Here is a 25,741-nt window from a genome sequence, read left to right as displayed (position 1 = left end):
TCCGGGTCAGCTCACCCTGCTCCCTGCCTGCACCGCCTCCTCCGGCCCCAGGAGACGAAGTCCCTGGACATCGTGCACAGCCAAGACCATGCCCTGAGAGGTCACGCCGCGCATCTTCCGGGCCTTCAGGTTTGCGACCACCACCACCTGCCTGCCCTGGACCTCTGCGGGGGAGAAGTCCTGGGCCAGGCCGGCGACGATCTGCCTGGGCTCATCCTCGCCGATGTCCACCTGCAGCTTGAGCAGTTTGTCCGCCTTGGGCACGGGTTCAGCCTGGACCACGGTTCCCACCCGAAGGTCAAGCTTTTGAAAGTCGGGAAACTCGATCTCAGCAGGCTCTTTGGCTTCCCGGACATCCTTTGCCTTCCGCGCCGCCTTCCGGCTTGCAGCCTGCTTCCCGGCCCAGTCCTCGTCCCCTTTGGACCTATCCATGTCCAGCTCCTGGCGGGGAAAGAGGTTGGAGGTCTTGGCCACCCGAGTGCCCGGCGCAAGCATAGTCCAATCCCGTCCTTCCGCCCGCAGGTCCGCCTGTTTGGGATCTGGGTCCTGCCCCAGCTGCTGGAGCAGCTTTTCCCCGGCATCAGGCATAACCGGCCAGACAGCCAGGGCGATTCGGCGCAGGGAAGCCAGGACTACGGCCATCACCGTCTGCAGCCGCTCCGAGTTGCCCTCTTTGTTCAGGCCCCAGGGGGCCATGGCGTCGATATACCTGTTCATCCCGCGCACAAACTCCCAGAAGGCCTCCAGGGCCTGGGCCACCTGAAAGCTCTGGAAATGGTCGATATAGGCCTCGACGGCCTTATGGCCCAGATCGAGTACCTCCCTGTCCTCAGGGCAAAGGGGCCCGCATTCAGGGACAGCCCCCTGAAAATACTTGTGGGTCATGGCCAGGGAGCGGTTGAAGAGATTGCCCAGATCGTTGGCCAGGTCGGCGTTGAATCGGTTGACCAGGGCGGGCTCAGTGAAGCTCCCGTCGTGGCCGAAGTGCATCTCCCGCATCAGAAAGTAGCGAAATCCATCCAATCCGTACTTGGTCCGCATGCTCAAGGGCTCGACCACATTGCCCAGACTCTTGGACATCTTGGCCTCATCCACCTTCCAGTACCCGTGGACCCGCAGTCCTTTGTAGGGCTGGAGTCCGGCGGCCTTGAGCATTGTGGGCCAAAAAATAGCGTGGGGCTTTAAGATGTCCTTGGCCACCACGTGGTGGGCAAAGGGCCAGAAGGCAGCAAACTTCTCCCCGCTTGGCCAGTCCAGTGCGCTGATGTAGTTGATCAGGGCATCGAACCAGACATAGGTCACGTACCTGGAGTCAAATGGCAGTTCAATGCCCCAGGTCAGGCGTGACTTGGGCCGGGAAATGCAGAGATCGTCCATGGGCTCCCGGAGCATGGCCAGAACCTCATTCCGGTATTGGCTGGGCTGAATAAAATCGGGATTGTCCTGGATGTACTCCCGCAGCCAGTCCTGATACGAGGACATCCGGAAAAAATAGTTTGCTTCCTGGATATATTCAGGCTTCTTCAAATGGTCGGGACACAAGCCGTCGGCCAGCTCTTTCTCAGTGTAGAAGCGCTCGCACCCGAAACAGTAATACCCCCCGTATTCCCCGAAATAGATGTCTCCGTTATCGTAGACCAGCTGAAGAAACCGCTGGACCGTTTGTTTGTGCCTTTCCTGGGTGGTCCGGATGAACTGATCGGTGGCTATTCCCAGCTGGGGCCACAACTCCTGGAACTGAGCGCTGATCGCGTCCACATAGCTTTGAGGGTCCTGGTTATTGTCCGCAGCGGCCTGGACAATCTTGTCTCCGTGTTCGTCCGTTCCGGTTAAAAAATAGGTCCGCTCCTGGAGCAGAAGATGGAATCGATTGACAGTATCCGCCAGTATGGTTGTATAGGCATGGCCCAAATGCGGCTTGGCATTCACATAATAGATAGGCGTGGTTACATAGAAACTGTTCACTGCGGCCCTTCCTCATTTTTCCTGCTTTTTCTTTTTCTGCCTTTTAGCGGCCTGGATCCTGACTTGCCCTTGCCCCGTCTGGAAGGCCCGGCCGGAGAATGGGCCCGCTTCTTCTGGCCCTGGGTATGCGCATCTCTGGATGCCCCCCCTGTCGTCTCTTTCTCTGCGGATCTGGACTCAGACCGCGGCTGGTGGCCCCCACCGTCATCTTCCGGCGGAACCGGCTTGCCGGATCTTGACTCCGGAGCTTTGCCCCGCGGACCTCGCTGATTGTTCGACTTGCTTTCAAAGACGTGATCCAGCTGGGATCCTGCCTTGCCCTGAACCAGCTCCTGCCATTCAGTCAAGGTCAGCTCCCGCTCTCCTTCCCCGGCATCAACGATTAAGGAGTCCCGGAACATATTGGCCCGCAGGACCTTTACCTCCCCTTTCGGGGTTTCGTACCATTTGCCGATCTTCGGACATCGGCGCTGAAAATCCGCGTACTGTTCGCGCTCAAAGTTCAAGCAGCACAGCAACCTTCCACAGGCCCCGGAAATCTTGGAGGGGTTGAGGAAGAGCTGCTGCTCCTTGGCCAGCTTGATGGTCACCGGCTCGAACTTGCGCATAAACAAGTGGCAGCAGCAGATGCGGCCACAGTTGCCGATTCCGCCCAGGATCTGGGCCTCATGCCTGACCCCGATCTGGCGCAGCTCTATCCGCGTCCTGTGCTTGGAAACCAGGACCTTGACCAGCTCCCGGAAATCGATCCTGGCCGGAGCCGTGAAGTAAAAGATGATCTTGCTCTGATCAAAGCGGATTTCAACGTCCACCAGCTTCATGTCCAGGCCGAACTCACGAATCTTCTCCCGGCAAAAGGCCAGGGCCTCCTTGCGCACCTGATCATTCTGGGCCTTGGCCTGAAAGTCCTCGGCATTGGCCAGACGCTGAACCGGCTTGATGTCCTCCGGATCCAGCCCTGGAGGCGGCTCATCGCGGACCACGGCCACATGGGCCAGGCCGGGCCCTTCGTCCGTGGTCACCAGCACCCAGTCCGTGACCCTGGCAGCTGCCGCTTCGTCCTGGGCAACAAAGTAATAGATCTGTCCCTGGAGCCGGAATTTGACTCCCAGATAACACTGCATATCGTATCTTCTCGTTTTTGTATGAAAAACTGTTATAGTTATTCGTTAATTGTTATCAGGATCTGATTGGGTAACCACCCTCAATCGATATCGGCATCGAAATCGGTATCGGTATTGAAATCGTTTGTATGCTTGGTTGTGCCTGCCCTTGGCAGGTATGTGGGTTGGCATGAAAAAGCCCTGAGCATTGCGTATTGAGCTTTGTTTGCTTGGTTAGCGCCAGCCTGCCCACCCCGTAGGCATGTATGGGTAGAAGATTCTTTAGTTTCTTCGCTCCCTCACAAGGACAAGATGGAAGGAACTGCAAAAAGTCCATTGATGCCAAGGATGAGCCAGCTTAGGGTCTTTACCCCATGTATTCCTCTGTGGTTCTTCGACCTAGCCTGTGGATCTTTGGAGTTTGCCATCTCTTCTGTGTGCCCACTTTCGGCCCGGTATTTTCTAAGCCCCGCCAAAGGGGGATCCCTGCCCCCCTGGGGGCCAGTCTATTTTTCGGCCAACAGCCCTTTCAGCGTGGATATCGCCCGCTCTATGCCGGAAGGATCTGTGCCTCCGGCCTGGGCCAGGTCCGGACGCCCCCCGCCTTTGCCGTCCACTTCCCGGGCCACATCCTGGATCAAATCCGGAGCGGTAAACCGGTGGTGCAGGTCGGCACTGACTGCAAGCAGCAGATTGACCTTATCTCCGTTGGGCGTGGCCAGGAAGATGACCCCGGACTGCATCCTGGTCCGCAGATCGTCCATCATGGAGCGGAGGCTCTTCATCCCGGCCCCGGGCGGCAGGTCCAGATGCAAAGCCAGGACCGGTATGCCGTTCACATCCTCTTTACGGGCCATCACGTCCTGGGCGTTGCCGTTCAACTGGCTGGCCTGCAGGGCTTCCTTCTCTTTCTGCAGGGTCTTGATCTGATCCTGCAGCTCGTCGATCTTTTCCGGGAGAGTGTCCGGAAGCACCCGCAGTCTGCCGGCCGTCTTTTCCAGGTTACGGCGCTGCCTGCGGCAAAACATCAAGGCATTCCAACCGGTGGCGGCCTCTATTCGCCGCACACCGCTGGCGACTCCGGCCTCGGACAGAACGACAAAGCTCCCGGCCTGGCCAGTGGCCTCCAGGTGCGTGCCTCCGCACAGCTCCTTGCTCACGCCCGGCACGCTGACCACCCGCACCTCGTCGGCGTACTTCTCGGCAAACAGCCCCACGGCCTCTTCCTGCTTGGCCCGTTCAAAGGGCATGATTTCCTTGTGCAAGGCGATGTTGGCCAGAATGGCCGCGTTGACCTTGTCTTCGACCCGGGTCAGCTCCTCATCGGTCAGGGGGTGGATATGCGTGAAGTCAAAACGCAGCCTCTCCGGACCGACCAATGAGCCGGACTGCTTAACATGCTCGCCCAGTACCTCGCGCAAAGCGGCGTGGAGCAAGTGAGTACAGGTGTGATTCCTGGCTGTAGCAATCCGCGGCCCTTCCTCCACATGCAGATTCACTTCCTGGTCCTGGAACAGATGACCTTTTTCAACCTGAATGTGATGAACGATAAAGTCTGTGGCCGGCCGCAAGGTATTGATCACCCGCCCCAGCCCGCTTTCGGCCAGGATGTGTCCGCTGTCCCCGACCTGTCCTCCGGACTCGCCGTAAAAAGGTGTTCTGGCTGTGATCACATAGCCCTGCTCTCCAGCCTCAACCTGGGAGATTGATTGCCCGTCCAGTCCCATTAAGCCAACTATCCGGCTGGATGACTGCAGAGCATCGTAGCCGACGAACTCTGTCTTCCACCCAGCATCCAAGTAGTCGGAAAAGCTGGCCGCAAGGTCGATTTCCCCGCTCCCGGACCAGGAGGCTTTGGACCGCTCCCTCTGCTCGTGCATCAACTGATTAAAGCCGGGCTCATCAACCTGAAATCCCTGCTTTTCAGCAACATCTTTGACGATATCAACCGGAAAGCCGAATGTATCGTAGAGCTTGAAGACCACGTCGCCGGGCACCAGATGCGTCTCTGCGTCGGACAGCTTGTGCAGCTCCTCCTCCAGCAGGGAGAGGCCCTTGTCCAGGGTCCGGCTGAAGTTTTCTTCTTCCTGGGAAACGACCTTGTCCATGAAGTCCCCGGTCTTTTCCAGCTCCGGATAGGCCTCGCCCATTTCCCGCACCGTCTGTCCGCAGATCTCGTGCAGGAAGGGATCGGTCAACCCCAAAAAACGGCCGAACCGAAAGGCCCGCCGGATCAGGCGGCGCAGCACGTACCCCCGGCCTTCATTGGCCGGCAGGATGCCGTCCGCGATCATGAACGGCACCGCCCGGCAGTGATCGGCAATCACCCGCAGGGCCACATCCGTGTCCGGATCGACCTTGTATTCCACACCGGCCTTGTAGGCCATGCTCTGGATCAGACCGGTAAACAGATCAGTATCAAAGTTGGAGTACACGCCCTGGCAGACAGCGGCGATGCGTTCCAGCCCCATGCCGGTGTCTATGCTCGGCTTGGGCAGCGGGGTCATATTCCCGGACTCGTCCCGGTCAAACTGCATAAAGACCAGATTCCAGATCTCCAGATATCGATCGCACTCGCAGACCCCGATCTCGCAGTCTGGACCGCAGGCCATATGCTCTCCCTGGTCGAAATGCACTTCCGAGCACGGTCCGCAGGGACCGGTATCGCCCATGGACCAGAAATTGTCCTTTTCACCCAGGCGATAGATCCGTTCCGGAGGCATCCCGGCCACCTTCTGCCACAAGGCGGCGGCTTCATTGTCGTCCTTGTACACTGTGGCGTACATCCTGTCCGCCGGGAGGCCCAGCTCCTTGGTCAAGTACTCCCAGGCCAGGGCGATGGCCTGTTCCTTGAAGTAGTCCCCGAAGGAGAAGTTGCCCAGCATCTCGAAAAAGGTATGATGCCTGGCCGTGCGCCCCACATTCTCCAAATCGTTGTGCTTGCCGCCGACCCGCAGACATTTCTGCGAGGTCACCGCCCGGCTGTACGGACGTCTCTCCTGCCCCAGAAACAGCTTTTTAAACTGGACCATTCCGGCATTGGTAAACAGCAGGCTGGGGTCGTCCTTGGGGATAAGCGGTGAGCTGGGCACGATATGGTGATCGTGCTGAGCGAAAAAATCCAGAAACGAGCGTCGTATCTCTGCCGCGCTGATCACAATGAACTCCTGTGGTCATTAAGCTTGCTGCGTATCACCATGCAGATCGTTGTCTTTCTTGTCCGCTGAGCGATTCTCAATCCTCATGAATAGATTCTTCAGTCCCTGCGCTCCTTCAGAATGACAAGAGGAGGTCACCGGAACTATCCGGCAGGCCGCCATTCTTCTGTGTGTCATTGCGAGTCTAGGAGCGAAGAATCTCTCAGCAAAAGGGATAATAGGCCCTGTTCTGTTTGTAGCTGCCCGCAATGAGGAGAAATTCAACAAGGTACACTGAGAACCGCTTCCAGGGTCTACGTGTCTGCATTTGCACCGCTCTCCTCCGTCTTCTGCCCACTGTCTTCTGCTTCGCTCGGCTCTTTCATCCCCAGGCGTTCCAGAAGCTGGTCCTCAATGGACTGCCGGATATCCGTGTGTTCCTGCAAAAAGGCCCGCACGTTCTCCTTGCCCTGACCCAGCCGTTCCGTCCCAAAGGCGTACCAAGAGCCGCTTTTGTCCACTATTCCGTGCTGAATGCCCAAATCCAGAAGCTCGCCCTCCTTGGACACCCCGGTTCCGTACAGGATATCGAACATTGCCTCCCGAAAGGGCGGAGCCACCTTGTTCTTCACAATCTTCACCCTGACCCGGTTTCCGTAGACCTCGTCCTTGTCCTTCAAGGACTGGATCTTGCGGATGTCCAGCCGGACCGAGGAGTAGAACTTCAGGGCATTGCCTCCAGTGGTGGTCTCCGGACTGCCGTAACCGGTCATCCCGATCTTCATCCGGATCTGGTTGATGAAAATCACCGAGGTCTTGGATCGGTGAATGGACCCGGTCAGCTTGCGCATGGCGTGGGACATCAGCCTGGCCTGCCCGCCCACCTGGGTCTCCCCCATATTCCCTTCCAGTTCAGCCTGGGGGATCAGGGCGGCAACCGAGTCGACCACAATCACGTCCACGGCCCCGGAACGGACCAGGAGGTCGCAGATCTCCAGGGCCTGCTCCCCGTAATCCGGCTGGGAGACCAGAAGCTCATCGGTCTTGACCCCGATCCGGTGGGCGTAGCTCACATCCATGGCGTGCTCAGCGTCGACAAAGGCCACGGTCCCACCCTTCTTCTGGGCTTCGCTTAGAATCTGCAGGGCCAAAGTGGTCTTGCCCGAGGATTCCGGGCCGTAGATCTCGACCACCCGTCCCCGGGGTATGCCCCCGACTCCAAGGGCCAGGTCAAGACCGATGCTTCCAGTGGGAATAACTGGAACCCGCTGATGGGCCTCGTCGGACAAAAACATGACCGATCCCTGTCCGTATTTGCGCTCGATGGTGGTCAACGCGGTCTTGAGGGCCTCTTTGCGCAGGTCTTCCGATCCCTGATTCTGTTTCCGGGCCATGGGCTTCTCCAGGTGCTTGGCTTGGTGCAGGTTCACGTTCCACGGGATGCAGTGCAGAAAATCTCTTTGAACAAAAGGAATTTTTATCAGATCCACAGGCCAAGGGCAATACACCGGGGCATCGGGCCCAAAGGAGTCCAGCCGAAGCCGTGCTCTGGGCCCTGCTTGCCCCCCGGGCCAAGCTGAGCTAGGATTGCGCATATGCGCAGTACATACGATTGTGTGGTTCTCTTTTCCGGTGGACTGGACAGCATCCTGGCCTGCAAGGTCCTGCAGGACCAGGGCCTGAGACCTTTGGGCCTTCACTTCGTCAGCCCGTTTTTCGGGCATCCGGAGAAGCTGTCCGACTGGCAGAAAATGTACGGCCTGGATATCACGGCAGAAGACGTCGGTGAGGATTTTGTCCGCCTCTTGACCCAGGGGCCCAGATGGGGATGGGGCAAGCACCTCAATCCCTGCATCGACTGCAAGATCCTTATGCTGCACAAGGCCAAGGCCCTGCTTCCCAGGATCCAGGGCTCATTTGTGGCCACCGGAGAGGTCCTTGGTCAGCGGCCCATGTCCCAGCGGCGGGACGCCTTAAACATCATCCTCCGGGAGGCGGGCGTGAAGGACAATCTCCTGCGTCCCTTAAGCGCCAGGCTGATTGCGCCAACCGCTGTGGAAAAAGAGGGTGTTGTGGACAGGGAGCAGCTCCTGGATATCCAGGGCAGGGGGCGCAAGGAACAGTTGCGCCTGGCCCAGGAATACAGCCTTCCGGAAATACCGACCCCCGCCGGTGGATGCCTGCTTACCGACCCGGAACACGTCAAGCGTTTCCACCCCCTGATGCATAACCTCACTCCGCCCCGGATCCAGGACTTTCAGCTGGCCACGGTCGGACGGCAGTACTGGGCGGACGGCCTCTGGCTGACCATCGGCCGAAACAAGGCAGACAACGAAACACTGGCCCGGATGGTTGAGCCCGAGGATCTGCTGTTCAAGCTGGTTGATTTTCCCGGCCCGTTGGCCCTGGGCCGGCAGCTTTCCGCCCGGTGGCCCTCGGCCGCAGTGCATGATGCGGCCAGATGCATGACCAGGTTTTCATCCAAAGCGATCCAGAGCAGTACCCCGGTTGCCGTCCGTATCGGATCCCCCGGAGGGACCATCCAGGAACTGAAAGTCGATCCCCACCGCACACCTGAAATGGCCTGGACAGAACCGGGGTAAAGACAATAGTCAACCGGTCCGCATCCTGAGCCCAAGCCGCATACAGAATCCGTTTGGTCTTCCACGCAGCCTGTGGTTTTTTGGAGTTTGCCGTCTATTCTGTGATGAAGTTCCACCCGGTTTCAGTACGTAAGGCTCTTCGACACATAAAGTGGAATTGCCTCCATAAGAGTTTGCCGTCTCTTCTGTGTGCCGTGAGCGGCAGGCCCGCACATTTTCTTGGTCCCGCCAAAAGGGGGAAACCCGGCACTCACGTGTATGTTAAACTCACTCAAACAGAAAGCAGTGAACTGCACGTGAGTAGCCGGGAGGGGGCAGGGATCCCCCTTTGGCGGGGCTTAGAAAATACCGGGCCGAAAGTGGGCACACAGAAGAGATGGCAAACTCCAAAAATCCACAGGCTACGTCGAAGAGCCAGTACGTGATATCCTATTTGACATATCAAGCCTGACCTCATATCGTCAGCAAGCTCAAGGTCCGGATGGCTTCAGGGCCATTACCTGGGCACAAACTTCTTACCTTTACGGAGGGAGAACAACATGAACAGACGAGTTGTTTTCATCGCCGCTGTGTGTCTTTCGCTCCTTTTTCCCGCCGCCTGGTCCTGGGCCGGCCAATCCCTGATGATGGCCACCACGACCAGCACGGACAACACTGGACTCCTGGACCAGCTGGCCCCGATGTTCGAGGAGGACACGGGCATTGAACTCAAATGGACTGCGGTGGGAACCGGAAAGGCCCTGGAGCTGGGCCGCAACTGCGATGTGGATGTGCTCATGGTCCATGCCCCGCCTGCGGAAAAGGCCTTTATTCAAAACGGCTACGGCGTGGACAGAACACAGGTCATGTACAATGATTTCGTCCTCATCGGCCCCAAGAACGACCCGGCGGGCATCCAAGGCATGCAGATTGGCCAGGCCCTGCGGGCCCTGACCCGGGAAAACGCCTCTTTCGCCAGCCGCGGGGATGATTCAGGGACCAACAAAAAGGAACGCGGGCTGTGGACCTCGGCTGGTCTGGAGGTTCCAGAAGAGCAAGGCTGGTATCTGCAAACCGGACAGGGCATGCTGCCCACCATCCGCATAGCCGCGGAGCGGGATGCCTACACCTTGACCGACCGGGGGACCTACATCAAGTACGCCCATTCCAAAGAGGGAAATCCCCCCCTGGAGATCCTGGTTGAGGGCGACACCTCCCTGTTTAACCAGTACAGCGTGATCCCGGTGAGCCCGGACCACTGCCCCAATGTTCAGTACGATCTGGCTACCCGTTTTGCAGAATGGATCTCCTCTCCCCCAGTACAGGATGCCATAGGCGAGTTTAGACTTCTGGGCAAACAGCTGTTCACCCCCAACGCCGATTCGCAATAATCCGGTCCAAAGCTTTGTTCTTAACACAAACACCGCAAAACGGGTTGCGTTTTCGCTCCCGGAGGCCCCGCGCTCAGGGCCGGGCACCTACGGGAGCGAAGCAGACCAGTTTGGCGTTGGCGGCAGACAGCGGCCCCACAGGGCACCCGGCCCGGCTGCCCTTTATCAGACGACCGCCGTGGCTGACCAATGTTGAGCAAACGACATGGACTATCTCTGGCAAGGCCTGATCCAGGCCCTGAAGCTCCTCTCCTCAGGCGATGCCCAAACCCTTTCCGCCATCTGGGTGACCGTCAGAGTATCCACCATTTCCATTGCCGGCAGTCTGATCCTGGGCATACCCTGCGGCTTTCTCTTGGGATACACGAGCTTTCCCGGCAAGAAGGCAATCAGGCTGATCGTGGACACCCTGCTTTCCTTTCCCACCGTTGTCATCGGCCTTCTGGTCTACGCAGCCATATCCAGGCAGGGTCCCCTCGGTGAGTTCGGCCTTTTGTTCACCCTGCCCGGCATAGCCATCGGCCAGATCATCCTCGGCCTGCCCATCATTATTGCCTTGACCGCCTCGGCTGTGGAACACATGGACGAGCGCCTGCGGCCGACGTTGCTCACCCTTGGGGCCAATGCCCGTCAGGTGATGATCTCTACAGTATGGGAGGCCCGCTATGCCATCCTTGCCGCCGCTGTGACCGCCTACGGCCGCATTGTCTCCGAGGTTGGGATCTCAATGATGGTCGGGGGCAACATCAAGTGGCACACCAGGACCATCACCACGGCAATCGCTTTGGAGACCAACAAGGGGCAGTTCGGCATGGGAATTGCCTTAGGTCTTGTCCTCCTGGCCATCGCCTTTGGTGTCAATCTCGTACTTCACATCTTGGGCCGAAAAACAGGATAATGTCCGTGGCACTTCTCTATTCTGTGCACAACGTGCGTGTTTTGTATGCCGGCCGGACCGTTCTGGATATCCCGGAACTTTCTATCCCGGACCATACCATTCTGGGCATCTCCGGCCCCAACGGCAGCGGCAAGAGCACCCTGCTTCGTCTACTGGCCTTTCTGGAAGATCCGGACCAGGGAGTGATCCGGTTCCGGGAGCAAGAGCCCCGTCCTTCCAAGGAAGCCTTAAGACGCAGAATCACCCTTCTGACCCAGAGTCCGTATCTGCTGAAACGCTCTGTATACGCAAATCTGGCCTACGGACCGAAAGTGCGCAAAGAAAAGGGGGCGGAGGAAAGGATACGTACCGCCCTGACCATGGTCGGCCTTCCTCCGGAAATCTTCGCCCGCCGCGCTTGGCATCAGCTTTCCGGAGGTGAACGGCAGCGGGTGGCCCTGGCCTCCAGGCTGGTCCTGCAGCCGGAGGTCCTTCTTTTGGATGAGCCCACATCCAATCTGGATCAGGAAAGCACAGACCTGACCCGGCAGGCAATCCTTCAGGCCCACGTCCAATGGGGCACCAACCTGATCCTGGTCAGCCACGATCACAAATGGCTGACCAGGATCAGCCAGCAAATTCTCTTTCTGCACAAGGGACAGATCATCCCCGCAGGGGACGACGTGTCCTGAGACCTCTGAGCTTCATCTTGGTAAAAAAAACGCAGGGGCGATTTTATCGCCCCTGCGTTGTGAGCCGAATGGGAGCAAAGCCCGGATCCCACCTTCAGAGTCAGGAGGACCCGGACTGACTGCCAACTGCGAATAGCCGAAATGAGGTCTTATTTCCTCTCATCCCCGCTCAGCTCCAGCAGCGTTCCATTGCAAAACTTCAGATATGTATACGTTTTTTCCATGGAGCCGCCGCCGGTCATTTCAACCAGCAAGGGGCAATTATGGCTGCAGTTGGCCCCTTTCGGCGAATACGGACAGATCATCGGCATCTTGCTGCCCTTGCGGACAAAAATGACTTCTCCTTCCCGGCCTAAAGAAACACTGTTTTCCTGATGCAGATCTTCCATGTTCACCCTCCTTTTGTTCGTGGTCATTTATATATGCCCATACAACGCGTCAGCACACATATTCAAGAACATGTCAACACCAATTATGGATATGACCTGTCCGGATAGCGTGAGGGTGGAAGATTCTGGTTTTTCGACGTAGCCTGTGGATTCTTGGAGTTTGCCATCTCTTCTGTGTGCCCACTTTCGGATCGTGAAGCTTGTCCCATCCTGAGCAGCCCGGGAGCTAATCATAGGCAATGAGCTTTTTCTTGGTGTGCGGCTCTTCCTTGGTCCGGAGTACCAGTACAGGGCACTTGGCCATGCGGACCACCCGTTCGGCGACCGACCCCAAAGCCAAGTGCTTGATTCCCGTTCTCCCGTGCGAGGGCATAACAATCAATTCCGCTCCCACCTCTTGGGCATAGGTGGTGATCTCCACCGGAGGACTGCCGATGGACACGGCGATTTGGGCATCATTATATCCGGACTCCTGCACTTTATCCCGCAGGGTTTGCTTAAGGGAATGCAGGCGCTCCTCTTCGGTCTGCTGTCCCCAGGATCCCCCGATCTCATGCTCACTCCACGGCCTGGTAATATGCACAAGATGCAGGTCCGCACCCTGTTCTACAAACTCTCTGGCGACCTCAATGGCCTGAAAGCTGTCATCTGAAAAGTCTATGGGCACCACCACGCACTTTTTCTGCAGCCACGACATAGATACCTCCTGTATCTCCAGACCATCATTGCAGAGTTTTTTTCAGGGCTCAGGGATGTGGACACTGTTCACGCCGCATGCAGTCACTCCAAGGCGCTGATTTTCGGCTCTTGACCCTGGAAATGAAATCTCACTCCTCCGAGTTTGTCGTCTATTCTGGGTAGCTGGGACCGGCAGATTCCCCGGGCCTGTATTCCGGGCATACCACCGAAAAAGCCGGATCAGCGCCGAAAGATATTGATCAGCACACTAAGCACAATACTGACCACCACCATTGAGGTGATGGGGATGAAAATCCTGGTCCGGCCCGAATGGATGTGGATATCCCCGGGCAACTTCCCGAACCAGCCCAGCATCCAGGGGGCAAAATGCATGATTGCTCCCAGGGCCGCCAGGACCAATCCGGCAATGATCAGCAGCCTGCTCATGGCTTGCTTTCCGCTTCATCAACAACCTTGAGAAAGGAGGCAAAGCGCGGCTTGTTGTGCACCGTCCATCCATGATGCTCAAACAACACCCGGTAACCAACCTGGGGCGGGTCTTCCCTCTGCTCTCGGCAAAAACCAGTTCCCAGCTTGAATGTCTTCCCGGTGGGCAGCCGAACAGTCAAACTGCCCATCATACGTCTGAACATGCCCTGTCCGGGATTGATGGCGACCACAACCCCGCGCATCTTTTCAGCAACCTTGACCTTGAGTACATGGACCCTGGACAATTCTACATACAAATGTTTTGGGCTCTTTGACAATCACCCCTTCGCCTTTTTTCCCTCTCACCCTCTGCACAAACCGCTGCAGATGATCCGGACCTGAACAGATTCGTTGCCGTACAACCCGCACATGGGGACAGTTGTGGTCCTCAAACCATGTTTTTGCCTTCTGCAGCCGGGCGGGGAAATCTCCAGAGGCATGCGGGACCTCGAACACATTGTAGGTTATCTGTCTCCAGTCTTCAGAGGGCTCCCTGTCCAGCACCGTGGTGTGCACAAGATGGAATCTGCCCCGTCCAGCCCACAGTTCTCCGTCCAGCTCAAAGTCCGGAAGACAGTCCGTAAACCACTCAGGGGCATGTATCCTCTCCCCGGAGCGGGTCAAGAGCTTGTCTCCATCCCAATACCCCCGGATCCCATCCAGCTTTTCGCTCATGTACCAGCCAGTGATATCGTGTCCCCCCGCATAGTCCGAATAGGATTGAAGTCCCTGGACCCCATCCGCCCCATAAGCCGGACCTGCCACCAGCAGAACAATGGCCAGCACATGGAAAAGACCTCTGAACCCGCCAATCACGATCAGCCCCCCTCAACAGGTCAGATGGAACCCGCCGCACACATGTGCGCCCTGCTCCAGCCGGCGATTAAAGACCTGGACAGCCTCTCGGGTGGGCTTCTGGATCAGCTCGATGCCCAGGGCCCCAAGATGGTCCCGCACCTCCTGCGAGGCCTTCATCTGTCCCGGCTGTCCCTGCCCCAGAATGAGGGCCTCCGGCCTGTGCTCCAAGACCAGGCCGATGTCCTCGACCCGGACCTCATGTCCCTGCCTTCGCCACCAAGGGGAGATACACGCCTGGTGGCAGATGAGGACATCCTCGGTGTACACCCGTCCCTGGATGGTCATGCGTCCAAACGAGTACTGTTCGATCATGATATTGAACCCCAACTGGCTGGGATAATCGAAATCGGGATCGCTATCGTAATCCAAAGAATATGTCATTCGGTGCAGGAGGAACCGTCAGCTTATGCATATCGATCCCGATCCCGATAGCGATTTCGATCCTGAAAAAAGAAAATCCCAACAAACGGATGCACTGGACGCTTATTCTTCGCGCCAGTGATCCTTTGCATTATACGGATTTTTGGAGTTTGCCGTCTCTTATGTAGCCAATTCCACTTTCTGTGTCCAAGAGCCGGATTTTTTCAATGCACCCGCTGACCTCTGTGGACGATCCCCCGGGAAGACATGCAGTGCGCTCAGTTCAGGCTGTGCACCCGCCCCAGGTTCAGCTCCCGGACGGCATCCGCCACCTGGCGGTGGTGGGAAAACACAAGAACCTGATTCTTCTCTCCCAGCCTGGCCATGGCCTTCAGGGCCGCCTGGGTACGTTCCTCGTCGAAGTTGACCAGGATATCGTCCACAATAAAAGGCATGGGCTCGCTGCTCGTGAGCCGATGCTCCAGAGAGGCCAGACGCAGGGCCAGGTAGAGCTGATCCCTGGTTCCGGAGCTCATGCCCCCGACCGGGACGCGCTCCTCCCCGCGCAGACCGACGATGACCTGACCGCCCTTGTCATCCACGTCAGTGCGCAGGCCGTCGAAGGAGCCGAGGGTCAATTCCCGAAAGTAGCCGCTGCCCAAGGCCAGGACCGGATCCTGGTTCTCGGCCCGGTAGCGCTCGATGGCCTCATCCAGGACCGTGGACGCCAATCGGAGCCGGGCGTAGCGTTCGGCCAGACGGCGGATCACAGCCAGGGTCTCCTGGGCCTCTTCAGCCTTGCGCACAGCCTCGTCCCGGCCGTCCATCTCCCGGAACTCGCGGCGCAGCTCCCCCGCCTGGGCACTCTGGTCTTCAATGTCCTGGTCCAAACGCTTCAGCTCCTCGTCGCAGGACTGGAGACGGGCCGGGAGCTGGTCCGGATTTTCGGCCTCCACCTCAGCAATCAGCGCGTCCACATCCCTCACGCCGGGGATCTCCCGGAGCTCGTTCAAGGCTGTGGCCTTCTCCTGCTCCAGGGCCCTGTGCTCCTGCCACCGCTTTTCAACCCCGGCCAGCTCCTCGGCCGTAGTGCATCCGGACAGGTCGCAAAGCGCAGTCAATTCCCGGTTGGCCGCATCACGTGCAATTCTGGCCGCTTCGATCTCTTCCTGGGTGGATGCGATTCGCTCCCGGTAATGGTCAGCGGTGGTGGCCCGGTCGCGTTCGCGCTGCAGGAGACCGTTTAAGCGCTCTATCGCCTGATCCATGGGAATCTCGGCAAGGTCCGGAGCGGTCCGGGCCACGAGGCTGGCCACATCATGCTCCAGCTCCCGGCTGTCGCGCCGGATGCCCTCAATGCGTTGCCGCAGCCCATCGGCCTGGTTCACCCGGCTGAGATAGGCATCGAGATCGGTGAAGAAGCTGCGAACCGCTTCGGGGGTCGCATCCCGGGGCAGCCCCAACTCCTGCATGGCCTGCCCCCACTCCCTCTGCCAAGCGGCCTTGGCCTCCTCGGCAGCGGTCAACCGTTGCCGGGCCGCTCCAGCCTCACGCTCCAGGCGAGCCTGTTCATCCTGGAGTTGCTGCTGCTTGCGGGCCACCTGGTCCCTGGACTCCAGGACAGCATCTGCCCGCTCGCGGACCGGGGTCAGATCTTCCCCCCGGGGCACCGCTTCATCCAGGGCCTGCAGCTCACGGACCAGGGTCTGTCGGGCAGCATGACGCCTGGTTTCCAGCTCCTGGAGCGCGAAACGATCCTCTTGGAGACTGCGGGCCTGATCGACCACTTTCTGAAAGCGTTGCAGCCAGCCGAGCATGGTGCGCGGATCCTCGGGCTGAATACCGGAGTGGGACCAGGCCTTGCACCACCGCGCCTGCAAATCCTCCCGGGATGCGGCCGCGTGCCGCTCCGCCTCCTCCAGCGCAGCCCACTGCTGCCGGGCCTTGTCGTACTGAGCCACCAGCCGGGCATGGGTATGGACCCGGTCACTCTCCCGGCGCAAGCGATCGGCTATGGTGTCCGCCTCCTGGAGGGTGCGCTCAAAATGCTGGATCAGGTTGCCTTCAGGAGTGATCTCGGAAATCGAGTCACTGACGTCTTCGCCGTGCACCCACTGCCGGTACAGCAGGGACCAGGCCGCATCCCTCTCCCCCCGCTTGGCGTCCAGTTCGTCCTCCGAAGGCACTGCCCCGGCCTGCTGCTGGGCCTGGAGCTGCTCGTGCAGATCGGCCAGGGTCTGGGTCAACTCATGGCGCTGGGCGTCAAGCTCTTGGGTTCGCCGCTGGGCGTCCTCCCACTCCTGCTTCAGGGTCTGGACCGTCTCCTCCAGCGGCAAGGGCAGGGCCAGGACGTCTTCGGGCCTGCCGTGCCACCGGCCCAGGCGGGCGAACATTGTCGTGCACTCCTGATATTTGCGTTCGCATTCATGGCCCTTTTTCCCGATTTCGGCGTCAATGTCCCCGAGGCGTCCAGCCTGGTCCGCTGCCTGTCGCAGGAGTGTGGTGTCCTGGGCGGCGGGCAGATCCTGAAAAGCATCCCGGATCCGGTCCAGTTCGCCCCGCTTGGTCTGCCAAAGGTCATGACTCTCTTCGAGCTCCTTGTCTACCAGAGGCTTGCGCTCGCCCAGGGCCTGAATGCGGGATCGGTACTGCAGGAGCGCGTGCACCGTATCGCTGTCGGCCGGGTCCAGATCCGGGCGCTGTCCCCGCAAGAGATCCCGGGCCGCAGTGCGCTGTTCGCGCTCCTCGTCTTCCAGGGAGCGCAGGTCGCTCTGCCCCTTGCGGTAGGCACCCAGGCGCTGGTGCAGATCAGCTATACTCGCGGCCTGATCCAAAAGCTCGGTGTTCAGGGATACAGCCTCCAGCTTCTGCTGATCAATGGCCAACCGCTTTTCCGCATTTTCCAGGCTCTGCTGGGCCTCACGCAACTGGACCTGGCCCTCCTGACGCCGTTTGGGAAAATCGTCGGGCAATTCCGGCACCGGACCGAGCTCGGTCAGCCCGGCTTCTGCCCGTCGCAGGCGGGCCAGGGGGTGCAGTGCCTTCTGAATCCGCTCCAGGCGGCGGCGTTCGGCCTGCTGGACCCTTCGCTGCTCCTTGAGAGACTCCAGAGCCTTTTCCGCCTCGCGCAGGGCCCGTTCCTTCTGCTTCCAGGCGGTGCTGGACAGGGTAAGCAGGTTGTACTCTTTTTTCAGCTCGCTGTAGCGCTGCAGGGCGGTGTTGAGCTCCGGCCTGCTGCCCCCGGGTTTGAACAGGGCCTTATACTCCTCCTGCAAATCGTTCTGGATTTGCTTCAAGGAAGCAACCCCGCTGCCGGCGGCGAACAATGTGGTGCCCGTACTGCCCTGCTCCTGCAGTATCGTTGACCCGCCCTGGACCAGACCTGAATGGTCCAGGCCGAACAGGGCCTGAAAGGTCTCCTGATCCAATCTCTGCAGCCAAGCCGCCACCACTTGGGGATCAACGGCATTGCCCTGGGCGTCGAGGACACTGCCCTTGCGTTTTTTGCGCCGGGAAAAAGTGAATGTCTCCCCGCTGCCGTTTTCCAGGGTGCCGGAGACGCACAGGCGGGGATTGGCGTGCAGAAAGTTGTCGGCGGTGCGTTCGGGAAAACCGTACAGCCAGGCGGTCAGGGCGCGCAGGGTGCTGCTCTTGCCGGCCTCGTTCGGGCCGTAGATCAGATGCAGGGGCTGCGGGTCGAAGATAAGACTGGTGTCCGTAAACGGACCGAAGGCCTCCAGCGTGAAACGGGCGATCCTCATTCCGTTCCTCCCTGGCGCAGCAGGCGGCCGAGAAGCAGCTCCCGGACATCATCCTGCATCCGTTGCCACTGCTGTGCATCCTTGAGATTCAAGCCCTCCTCGCCCTCGGTGACCTCACTCGGAAGCTGCTTCATCAGGTCCCCTAGTTCCTTGGAGCAGCTTTCCGGCAGTTCCAGGGCCTGAATGCATTGCATCAGTTCGCCCAGCGGCGAATCCGGATCAATCTCTTCGGACTGCTCAGCAGGCGGACGGGTCTGGAGCCGGATCTTTTCAATCCACAAATCCCCCAGCTCAGCGGCCAGGGTCCGCCATTCTTCGTGGAAATGCTGCTCGCTGTCGTGCAGCCGGGCGTGCATCCGAGTCGTTCCAGTGCATTCCAGCCTGACCGCGACCGGACGGCCGTCACCTGCGTCCCGTGCGGCCTGCAGCTGCCCGCGGACAGCCTGGCGGACATCCTCATCGCAGGCACAGGAGGTGCAGTCAACGCTGCCGTGGTGCCAGCGCAGAACATCAATCTCTTGGTGCACAACATCCCGGATGCGGCCGTCCTCGACCTGGACCAGGCTGCACCCTTTGGGCCCGGTTTCCCGGATGTGCCGGCCCTGGATGATGCCGGGAAAGACGATCCAGGGATCGCGGCCGACGACCTCCCGCTGGTGAACATGGCCCAGGGCCCAGTATGCATACCCCTTTCCGGCCAGGATATCAGGGTGGGTGGGGGCGTAGGGTTCGTGACCGGGACGCCCGGTCAATCCGGTATGCAGGAGCCCGATATTCAGGGCCCCGGGCACGGCCGGCGGATACTGGGCGGCCAGGTCCTCGCTGGTCTCGCGGCCGGGATAGCTCTGGCCGTGGATGACCGTGCTGCAGTGTTCCAGGGTGACGGACTCCGGCCTGGCGGGGGAAAAGAAATGGACGTTGTCCGGCGGACGCAGGGTCTTGCCGATGGGGTTGGCCGCATCGTGGTTGCCGCTGACAGCATAGACCGGAATCCCGGCCTCCCCCAGCCGACCCATGCACTGAGCGAAAAACAGTGCGGTGTGGAAATCGCGCCAAGAGTTGTCAAAGACATCCCCGGCCAAGAGGACAAAGGCGACCTCCTGCTCCCGGGCCAGAGTGACCAGATTATCCAATGCCCGGCGGGTGGCCCCCCGGATCTGTTCCACCGGGGCATCCGGATAGGTTTCCAGCCCGCTCAGGGGACTGTCCAGGTGCAGGTCTGCGGCGTGGATGAAGGTGAAAGAGGACATAAGCTCTCAACAGTCAAAGGCTGCTTTACAGCTACCTGTTTTTCTGAATGATTTATGACGCCTCAAGTTTCGTTGGTTCTTCGACGTAGCCTGTGGATTTTTAAAGTTTGCCATCTCTTCTGTGTGCCCACTTTCGGCCCGGTATTTTCTAAGCCCCGCCAAAGGGGGATCCCTGATCCCTGCCCCCTCCAGGCACTCACATGATGGATATTGCCTTCAGATGGACTGAGCATATCATGCATGTGAGTGCCTGGTTTCCCCCTTTTGGCGGGACCAAGAAAATGTGCGGGCCTGCCGCTCAAGGCACACAAAAGAGACGGCAAACTCTTATGTAGGCAGTTCCACTGTCTGTGTCGAAGAGCCGTTTCGTTGCTCCAAAAGATAGAGCATAACGCATTGCTTTTAGTGAATTCTACTGCCTGACCTCTGCCGAGCACAAAAAATGCACTCCTAGCTTACTTTCCTCGAACCCGGTCCATGAATCTCTCCCTGCTGACCACAACTCGCTCGTGAGTTCCTTGGCCGATGAGTTCGGCTTCATCCCAGGCCTGGACCGTGAAAACCAGCTTTTTGCCATTTACCCCGGTCAACTCGGCTTGGGCCCGGATTTCCATTCCCTCCGGGGTGGCTGCCAAATGAGAGATATCCAGCCTGATGCCCACTGACGTCGTACCTTCTTCCAGCATTTTTTGCACGCAGTCTACTGCCGCCTTCTCCATCAAGGCGGCCATAACCGGCGTGGCCAGCACCGGGAGATCGCCGCTTCCCACCTGGTCAGCCAGGTCCTCAGGCTGAAGGATTTTCGCCGCCGTGCCCCGGGCACCCGACTTGAGCGTTCCTTTCTGGTCCATTATTTCTCCGGATGTATGTGTTCAGGGGGGCCTCCCCCTAAGCTTTGGCAAGGGGTCTGAACGATTATCTTAGGATTATGTTTTGGAATCAATCTTTCTTTTTTGATTATATTTTGCTATTTGACCCCGCTTGCTGACTGTGCTCTTGAGAATTGGGGTCTTCGATGGTTATGGATTTTGTAGTTTGCCCGGAATTGCAGTGCATACCCCTTCAGTGGGCAGCACAGGTTTGAACATACATGGAGTACACAGATGACTGCAATCACGTTAGACTGCCAGGGACTGGCCTGCCCGCAGCCTGTGCTAAAATGCAAGGATGCTCTTTCCCAATCCCAGCCGGACCGGCTGGTGATCCGGGTGGACAATGAAGCCGCCCGGGAAAACGTGACCAGGTTCCTTGGCTCCCAAGGGTATCAGGTTGTCAATGTCCGGGACAAGGACGGAATTTTTGAGCTTACAGCCCAGGCAGGGGAAGGCACAACCCGGAAAACGGCGGTACAGGCAAGCCCCCAAACCGGCCCTTCTCCAGTTCCTCGCTCTGAATCCGGAACCGATGCCCAGCTGGTGTTCATCACCTCCAATGTCATCGGGCACGGGGACGATGTGCTTGGAGAAAAGCTTATGGCCAACTTCCTGTCCACCTTGCCGGAAATGGGTCCCTCCCTGTGGCGCATCCTGCTTTTAAACAGCGCGGTCAAGCTGGCTGTAACCGGAAGTCCGGCCTTGGACAGTCTGCGCAAACTGCAGGACAGCGGAGTTTCCATCCTGGTCTGCGGAACCTGTCTGGATTTTTTTCACCTTCTGGACCGCAAAGAGATAGGGGAGACCACAAACATGCTGGATGTGGTCACCAGTTTGCAACTGGCGGATAAGGTTATTAAGGTCTAAGTCCTGTGCATGCCGGGCAGACGGATAGTGGGCAGTGGTCCGTGGCTGCTGCCGGCAGCATGTTCAGGCCGGGAAATCACCCATTGACAGCAGATCCAAGGCGGGTTTGAATACCCGCATGTCCGGCAGCAACTCCTCCCCGTCCCTGCGCCTGAACAAGGCCATAGCCGCCTGCGGTCTGTGCTCCAGGCGCAAGGCGGACGATCTCATAGCCCAGGGGCGGGTCACGGTCAACAATGTGGTTGTCCAGGAGATGGGCCTGAAGATCGACCCGGATGCAGACCGCATAGAGGTTGACGGCCGCCTGCTCACAGTCCGCAAGGGCGCCGATCAGAACCATGTATATATCCTCTTGCACAAGCCGGTCCGGGTGGTGTCCACGGCCAGGGATCCCCAGGCCAGGACAACCGTTGTGGACCTCCTCCCGCCCGATCTTCTCCAGCGTCGTCCCGTGCCCGTTGGCCGGCTGGACTACTTTTCAGAAGGCCTCTTGTTGCTGACCACCGACGGGGAGCTTGTTCACCGCCTCACTCATCCCAAATGGCACGTGCCCAAGGTGTACAAGGTCCTGGTCCGCGGCCGGGTTACCCAGGCCAAGCTGCAGCCTATGCGCAACGGGATGCGCCTGGCCGAAGGAGAACGACTGGCCCCGGTTCAGGTCTCTATGGAACCGGCCGGAAAAGACACCGCCTGGCTCTCTCTGCGGCTGGTTCAAGGCATAAACCGCCAGGTCAGACGCATGTGTCGGGACCTGGACCTGACCGTGCTTAAGCTGATTCGGGTCCAGGAAGGCCCCATATTTCTCGGCAACCTGCCTCCCGGCAATGTGCGAGAGCTCACCCCCCAGGAAATCAGGGCATTGCACCGCGAAGTGGGACTTGAGCCGGAGCCTTCGGTTCCAGATCCCTAACCCCACAGGGACAAGGGCACTGAAGATTGGCTCTTTCACTGCGCTGCCCCTGCCCACCTGGGCTGGACTGGAAATGCGGCTCTTTCCAGACTCCCTGTTTCTTGATTTTAAGCAACGTTCGTGCCATAAGTGAGCCGCCATGTACCAACAGCCTGACCATCTCTCGGTGATCACGGATCTGAGCCGGATTATCGCCGACTCCAGCGATCCTGAAGCCACCCTGCATCAAATCGCTCAGCTCATCGCCTCAACCTATGGCCTGGATGTCTGCTCCATCTATGTTTTAACCCCCGACCGGCAACATCTGGTCCTCAAAGCCACTGTGGGCCTGCATCCGGAGTCAGTGGGCAGCGTGGCCATGACCGCTCATGAGGGGCTTACCGGCCTGACCCTGGAACAGGGCAGGCCGATGCTGATCTTCAACCCTGCGCAGCACCCCCGGTTCAAGCTCTTTGAGCAGACCGGGGAGGAAGTGTTCAAGACCTTCCTGGGCATCCCCCTGGTTTACCATCAGCAGTGCCTCGGCGTCCTGGTCCTGCAGACCGAAAAGCTGGGAGAGCTGTCTGAAGAGGATATCCCCATCTTTGCCGCCATCGGATCTCAGATCTCGTCCATCGCGGCCTACTCCGGCCTGCTGCAGGCCCTGGACAAGGAAAAGGCCGAGATTCAAAAGCTTAAAGACCAGACAGAGAATGCCCTCCATTATTCCGATGGGGCCGAGCAGCGCAGGAGCCTACTTCGAGGACAGTCCGTTCTCTCCGGATACGCCCGGGGAAAAGCGCATATCTTGGCCTCCGGGATTGGGTTTGAGTCCGTAGAGCCGATACAGAACTGTCATCCCAATGTTGAACTGGCCCGGTTCGAGAACGCCCTGCAGACCACCGTGCTGCAGACCTCGCAGCTCATCGAGGAAATGGCTGATCTCTCCCAGGAAGACCGGTCCATCCTGACCATTCACAAGCAGCTGGCTGAAGACACCACCTTCCGGCGCAAGGTTGCTGAACGCATCAGCATGGGGGACCGGGCTGAGTATGCCCTGAAGCAGGTTGTCATGGAGTACGTGCACATTTTTTCCAATGTGGACGACCCCTACCTGCAGGATCGGGGTCAAGACATCGTGGACGTGGGCGAAAACGTGCTCCGCAACCTCCTAGGCATCTCCCCCCATGGTACGCAAGCTTTGACCCAGGACACCATAGTCATTGCCTCCGACCTGTCGGCCACCGAGCTGGTCGCCCTGCGTCAGATGCACCTCAAGGGCATTGTCCTGGCCAGAGGAGGCAAGACCTCGCACACGGTCATCCTGGCCAAATCCTTTGAGCTGCCCATTGTCATTCAGGTCGAGGATATTTTCGACGCCGTTCGGGAGGGAGAGGACCTGATCCTGGACGGATGGTCCGGCTTGATCTTTCGGGAGCCCAATAAAGAGATCGAGAGGGAATATAACCGTCTGCTGCAGGAACACCAGGTGCAGGCCGAACATTTGCGCTCCCTCATCCCCCTGCCGGCGGTGACCAGAGACACCTCCCGGATTGAGCTGGGAGCCAATATCGGCCTTCTCTCCGACCTGGAAATCGTGCATCGGTACAGAGCCGACCATATCGGTCTGTACCGCACGGAGTTTCCTTTCGTTATCCGCAAGCGCCTGCCCACGGAAGAGGAGCAGACTGAGCTCTATACCCGGATGCTGAAGCAGGCCCGCGGGTTGCCGGTCTGCTTTCGGACCCTGGATGTTGGCGGGGACAAGTTCCTGTCCGCCCTGGATTACCCTGCAGAGGACAACCCGTTCTTGGGTTGGCGCTCCATCCGGGTCAGTCTGGAGCTGGAAGAGATGTTCCGCCAGCAGATCAGGGCCGTTCTCCGGGCCGCAGAGCACGGTCCGGCTCAGCTCATGTTTCCCATGATCGTCAGCATGCACGAGCTGGAAGTCGCTCTGTCCATCGTGGAAGAGGAAAGGCGCCGGATTGGTGCGGACTGTGAGCTGCCGGTCGGGATCATGCTCGAGGTGCCCGGAACGGCGAAAATACTGCCCAGTCTCCTCCCCCTCATTGACTTCGTCAGCATCGGGACCAACGACCTCATCCAGTACACCCTTGCAGTGGACCGGAACAATCCCAAGGTCGCATCCCTGTATACCCCGTTTCATCCGGCGGTTTTATCCATCATCGCCGACGCAGCCGAGATGTGCCGCAAGGCCCAGACCTCGCTCTCGGTATGCGGAGAAGCCGCAGCCGATCCGGCCTGCGCCTATCTCTTTCTTGGACTCGGGATCCGGAAGCTGAGCATGAACCCCAGCTCCATCCCCAGGGCCAAGGCGATGATCCGGAATGCAGACACCTCGGAAGCCGCTCGGGCTGCCGACTTCGCCCTCGGGCTCAACGACTCGGAAGCGATCCGGTCCTGGGCTCAGGAACAGGTGGGGACCTAGCCGGCCAGAACGTCCTTCACATCCTGGACAAAGGCCCGCACCCCTTCCTCGGTACTGGCCCAGGAGCACATCAGCCGGGCTCCGCCGGTTCCGATAAAGGAATAGAAGCTCCAGCCCCGTGCATGCAGGGCGGCTGTGACCCGTGGAGGAAAGGTAACGAAGACGGCGTTGGCCTGACGGGGGAACATGATCTCCACCTCTGGAATCTCCCGGAGCAGCTGGTCCAAAAGACAGGCGCAGGCGTTGGCCCGGCGGGCGTTCTCCAGCCACGCCCCGTCCCGCAGCATGCCCACCCAGGGAGCGGCCAGGTAACGCATCTTGGACCCCAGCTGGCCGGCCTGCTTGCACCGGTAATCAAAATCCTCGGCCTTGGCCCGGTCGAAAAAAATGACCGCCTCTCCGACGGCCATGCCGTTCTTGGTCCCCCCCAGGCAGAGGACATCCACACCGCACTCCCAGGTGATCTCCCTGGGGCTTACCTGAAGAAAATCCAACGCATTGGCCAGCCTGGCCCCGTCCATATGAATGGACAGGCCATAGGTCCGGGCCATGGCCCAGAGATCCTTGAGCTCCTCCACACTGTACACGGTTCCGACCTCAGTGGGCTGGGTCACGCTGACCACTCTGGGTCGGGGATAATGGATGTCCGTGCGTTTGGTCACCAGCTGCTGCAGGCTGTGGGGGGTGAGCTTGCCGTTTTCCCCGCCGCCCACCAGAAGCTTGGCTCCGTTGGAGAAGAACTCCGGAGCCCCGCATTCGTCCGTTTCCATATGCGACAGCTCATGGCAGACAATGCTGTAATAGGAATGGCACATGGCGGACACAGCCAGAGAATTGGCCGCTGTGCCGTTGAATACGAAAAAAACCTCACAGTCGGTTTCAAATATCTCCCGGAAACGGTCACACGCCTCCTGGGTCCATCGATCCTCACCGTACGCGGCTTGAAAACCGGCATTGGCGTCCAGCATAGCCTGCAGGGCCTGGGGGCAGATGCCGGCATAGTTGTCTGACGCGAACTGGCTCTTATCTATATCCATACAGCTGTCCTTTCTCTTCGGTGGGATATGTGTCCGTGCATGTCCTATTCAAAAAACTGGGACCCTTGTCAAGGGCGCCCCACTCCATTCTGGAC

At 59.1% G+C, this 25,741-nt stretch carries 21 protein-coding genes; 7 read left to right on the top strand and 14 right to left on the bottom strand.

The annotated features are described in order from the left end of the window. Positions 1-6: 6 nt before the first annotated feature. From metG to recA, 4 genes are all read right to left on the bottom strand, one after another. Positions 7-1,965 (bottom strand): methionine--tRNA ligase, encoded by a 1,959-nt coding sequence (gene metG / locus N902_RS0114925; RefSeq protein WP_027371550.1) that lies wholly within the window; start codon positions 1,963-1,965, stop codon positions 7-9. Next, positions 1,962-3,089: a PSP1 domain-containing protein gene (locus N902_RS18260; RefSeq protein WP_034623138.1), complete on the bottom strand. Its 1,128-nt coding sequence runs from the start codon at positions 3,087-3,089 to the stop codon at positions 1,962-1,964. The genes metG and N902_RS18260 overlap by 4 nt, the downstream gene beginning before the upstream one ends. A 485-nt stretch (positions 3,090-3,574) precedes the next feature. Beyond that, on the bottom strand, positions 3,575-6,226 hold the full coding sequence (gene alaS / locus N902_RS0114915) for an alanine--tRNA ligase (RefSeq protein ID WP_027371549.1): 2,652 nt from the start codon (positions 6,224-6,226) through the stop codon (positions 3,575-3,577). A 293-nt stretch (positions 6,227-6,519) separates the two neighbouring features. Then, positions 6,520-7,599 carry a recombinase RecA gene (gene recA, locus N902_RS0114910; RefSeq protein ID WP_027371548.1) on the bottom strand — a complete coding sequence of 360 codons (1,080 nt, stop codon included), beginning with the start codon at positions 7,597-7,599 and terminating at the stop codon, positions 6,520-6,522. Positions 7,600-7,800: 201 nt separating this feature from the next. On the opposite strand from recA, the gene N902_RS18255 reads away from it, so the two are divergent. From N902_RS18255 to N902_RS0114890, 4 genes are all read left to right on the top strand, one after another. Further along, positions 7,801-8,808 carry a hypothetical protein gene (locus N902_RS18255; RefSeq protein WP_051564651.1) on the top strand — a complete coding sequence of 336 codons (1,008 nt, stop codon included), beginning with the start codon at positions 7,801-7,803 and terminating at the stop codon, positions 8,806-8,808. A gap of 539 nt (positions 8,809-9,347) precedes the next feature. Then, entirely contained in the window at positions 9,348-10,178 is an 831-nt protein-coding gene (locus tag N902_RS0114900) for an ABC transporter substrate-binding protein (protein ID WP_027371547.1), read from the top strand. A gap of 205 nt (positions 10,179-10,383) precedes the next feature. After that, a complete protein-coding gene (locus tag N902_RS0114895) occupies positions 10,384-11,076 on the top strand; it encodes an ABC transporter permease (protein WP_027371546.1) in 693 nt (230 codons plus the stop codon). Beyond that, positions 11,076-11,747, top strand: coding sequence for an ABC transporter ATP-binding protein (locus N902_RS0114890; protein ID WP_027371545.1), 672 nt, complete (start codon positions 11,076-11,078; stop codon positions 11,745-11,747). Before N902_RS0114895 ends, N902_RS0114890 begins: the two co-directional genes overlap by 1 nt. A gap of 149 nt (positions 11,748-11,896) precedes the next feature. On the opposite strand, the gene N902_RS0114885 is transcribed toward N902_RS0114890, so the two are convergent. The 9 genes from N902_RS0114885 to N902_RS0114845 form a co-directional block, all read right to left on the bottom strand. Next, positions 11,897-12,136, bottom strand: a complete 240-nt coding sequence (locus tag N902_RS0114885; RefSeq protein ID WP_027371544.1) for a hypothetical protein — start codon at positions 12,134-12,136, stop codon at positions 11,897-11,899. 226 nt (positions 12,137-12,362) lie between these two features. Then, positions 12,363-12,833: a universal stress protein gene (locus N902_RS18250; RefSeq protein WP_051564650.1), complete on the bottom strand. Its 471-nt coding sequence runs from the start codon at positions 12,831-12,833 to the stop codon at positions 12,363-12,365. A gap of 221 nt (positions 12,834-13,054) precedes the next feature. Next, positions 13,055-13,261, bottom strand: coding sequence for a DUF2905 domain-containing protein (locus N902_RS0114870; protein WP_027371542.1), 207 nt, complete (start codon positions 13,259-13,261; stop codon positions 13,055-13,057). Continuing rightward, positions 13,258-13,560, bottom strand: coding sequence for a hypothetical protein (locus N902_RS18965; RefSeq protein WP_153304253.1), 303 nt, complete (start codon positions 13,558-13,560; stop codon positions 13,258-13,260). The genes N902_RS0114870 and N902_RS18965 overlap by 4 nt, the downstream gene beginning before the upstream one ends. After that, the gene (locus tag N902_RS18245; protein ID WP_208596344.1) at positions 13,511-14,089 is read right to left on the bottom strand and encodes a hypothetical protein; all 579 of its coding nucleotides are present in this window, start codon (positions 14,087-14,089) and stop codon (positions 13,511-13,513) included. Before N902_RS18245 ends, N902_RS18965 begins: the two co-directional genes overlap by 50 nt. Positions 14,090-14,131: 42 nt before the next feature. Then, positions 14,132-14,530 (bottom strand): Mth938-like domain-containing protein, encoded by a 399-nt coding sequence (locus N902_RS0114860; protein ID WP_161635201.1) that lies wholly within the window; start codon positions 14,528-14,530, stop codon positions 14,132-14,134. Between the two features lie 269 nt (positions 14,531-14,799). Further along, positions 14,800-18,282, bottom strand: a complete 3,483-nt coding sequence (locus N902_RS0114855) for an ATP-binding protein (protein ID WP_027371540.1) — start codon at positions 18,280-18,282, stop codon at positions 14,800-14,802. Beyond that, complete coding sequence (locus N902_RS0114850) at positions 18,279-19,532, bottom strand: metallophosphoesterase family protein (RefSeq protein WP_027371539.1); 1,254 nt, start codon at positions 19,530-19,532, stop codon at positions 18,279-18,281. The genes N902_RS0114855 and N902_RS0114850 overlap by 4 nt, the downstream gene beginning before the upstream one ends. A gap of 455 nt (positions 19,533-19,987) precedes the next feature. Next, positions 19,988-20,383, bottom strand: coding sequence for a thioesterase family protein (locus N902_RS0114845; protein WP_027371538.1), 396 nt, complete (start codon positions 20,381-20,383; stop codon positions 19,988-19,990). A 252-nt stretch (positions 20,384-20,635) separates the two neighbouring features. On the opposite strand from N902_RS0114845, the gene yedF reads away from it, so the two are divergent. The 3 genes from yedF (at position 20,636) to ptsP (ending at position 24,609) form a co-directional block, all read left to right on the top strand. Further along, positions 20,636-21,271: a sulfurtransferase-like selenium metabolism protein YedF gene (gene yedF / locus N902_RS0114840; protein WP_027371537.1), complete on the top strand. Its 636-nt coding sequence runs from the start codon at positions 20,636-20,638 to the stop codon at positions 21,269-21,271. Between the two features lie 106 nt (positions 21,272-21,377). Then, positions 21,378-22,181 carry a pseudouridine synthase gene (locus tag N902_RS0114835; protein ID WP_244147437.1) on the top strand — a complete coding sequence of 268 codons (804 nt, stop codon included), beginning with the start codon at positions 21,378-21,380 and terminating at the stop codon, positions 22,179-22,181. Between the two features lie 139 nt (positions 22,182-22,320). Next, a complete protein-coding gene (gene ptsP, locus N902_RS0114830; RefSeq protein ID WP_027371535.1) occupies positions 22,321-24,609 on the top strand; it encodes a phosphoenolpyruvate--protein phosphotransferase in 2,289 nt (762 codons plus the stop codon). On the opposite strand, the gene N902_RS0114825 is transcribed toward ptsP, so the two are convergent. Beyond that, entirely contained in the window at positions 24,606-25,646 is a 1,041-nt protein-coding gene (locus N902_RS0114825; RefSeq protein ID WP_027371534.1) for a threonine aldolase family protein, read from the bottom strand. The genes ptsP and N902_RS0114825 overlap by 4 nt on opposite strands. Between the last annotated feature and the right edge of the window lie 95 nt (positions 25,647-25,741).

It is taken from the genome of Desulfovermiculus halophilus DSM 18834 (genome assembly GCF_000620765.1).
Classification (GTDB): Bacteria; Desulfobacterota; Desulfovibrionia; order Desulfovibrionales; family Desulfothermaceae; genus Desulfovermiculus; species Desulfovermiculus halophilus.
The sequence above is the reverse complement of the archived record's forward strand: the minus strand, read 5'-3'. Positions and strand labels throughout refer to the sequence as shown.

Excerpts from the sequence above, each read along its gene's own strand:
- N902_RS0114850 (WP_027371539.1), bottom strand. The coding sequence starts at position 19,532 with ATGTCCTCTTTCACCTTCATCCACGCCGCAGACCTGCACCTGGACAGT.
- N902_RS0114885 (WP_027371544.1), bottom strand. The coding sequence starts at position 12,136 with ATGGAAGATCTGCATCAGGAAAACAGTGTTTCTTTAGGCCGGGAAGGA.
- N902_RS0114845 (WP_027371538.1), bottom strand. The coding sequence starts at position 20,383 with ATGGACCAGAAAGGAACGCTCAAGTCGGGTGCCCGGGGCACGGCGGCG.
- N902_RS0114825 (WP_027371534.1), bottom strand. The coding sequence starts at position 25,646 with ATGGATATAGATAAGAGCCAGTTCGCGTCAGACAACTATGCCGGCATC.
- N902_RS0114890 (WP_027371545.1), top strand. The coding sequence starts at position 11,076 with ATGTCCGTGGCACTTCTCTATTCTGTGCACAACGTGCGTGTTTTGTAT.
- N902_RS18250 (WP_051564650.1), bottom strand. The coding sequence starts at position 12,833 with ATGTCGTGGCTGCAGAAAAAGTGCGTGGTGGTGCCCATAGACTTTTCA.
- recA (WP_027371548.1), bottom strand. The coding sequence starts at position 7,599 with ATGGCCCGGAAACAGAATCAGGGATCGGAAGACCTGCGCAAAGAGGCC.
- N902_RS18260 (WP_034623138.1), bottom strand. The coding sequence starts at position 3,089 with ATGCAGTGTTATCTGGGAGTCAAATTCCGGCTCCAGGGACAGATCTAT.
- yedF (WP_027371537.1), top strand. The coding sequence starts at position 20,636 with ATGACTGCAATCACGTTAGACTGCCAGGGACTGGCCTGCCCGCAGCCT.
- N902_RS18255 (WP_051564651.1), top strand. The coding sequence starts at position 7,801 with ATGCGCAGTACATACGATTGTGTGGTTCTCTTTTCCGGTGGACTGGAC.
- N902_RS0114870 (WP_027371542.1), bottom strand. The coding sequence starts at position 13,261 with ATGAGCAGGCTGCTGATCATTGCCGGATTGGTCCTGGCGGCCCTGGGA.
- N902_RS0114855 (WP_027371540.1), bottom strand. The coding sequence starts at position 18,282 with ATGAGGATCGCCCGTTTCACGCTGGAGGCCTTCGGTCCGTTTACGGAC.
- N902_RS0114895 (WP_027371546.1), top strand. The coding sequence starts at position 10,384 with ATGGACTATCTCTGGCAAGGCCTGATCCAGGCCCTGAAGCTCCTCTCC.
- ptsP (WP_027371535.1), top strand. The coding sequence starts at position 22,321 with ATGTACCAACAGCCTGACCATCTCTCGGTGATCACGGATCTGAGCCGG.
- N902_RS0114900 (WP_027371547.1), top strand. The coding sequence starts at position 9,348 with ATGAACAGACGAGTTGTTTTCATCGCCGCTGTGTGTCTTTCGCTCCTT.